Genomic DNA, 281 nt, shown 5'->3' on the forward strand with positions numbered 1-281 from the left:
CCCGCTTCCGCGCGAGCTGCGCAGCGAAGCCGCCGAGTAGGTTCTTCCAACCCACACCCTCATCCTGAGGTGCCCGGAGATCGAAGATCGGCGGGCCTCGAAGGAGGGCTCCAGATCCCGCCCCGATCCCTGGAAGCCTCCGCGAAGTCTGCGCCTACCTGCTGGTGCGCGGCTCGCTGCACGCCCATGCCTACGCGCTGGCGCTCAAGAAGCTGACCGGCGTCGAGATCGAGAAGATGCTGCCGACCCCGAACATCGACCTGTCGCGGGTGCCGGAGTGT

Annotated in this window: 1 pseudogene; it reads left to right on the plus strand. The window is 67.6% G+C overall.

Annotated elements, in window-relative coordinates:
• Window positions 1-140: 140 nt before the first annotated feature.
• Window positions 141-281, plus strand: a pseudogene (locus MKL09_RS24170) (manganese catalase family protein); the annotation flags it as partial.

It is taken from the genome of Methylobacterium sp. J-048, from assembly GCF_022829515.1.
Classification (GTDB): Bacteria; Pseudomonadota; Alphaproteobacteria; order Rhizobiales; family Beijerinckiaceae; genus Methylobacterium.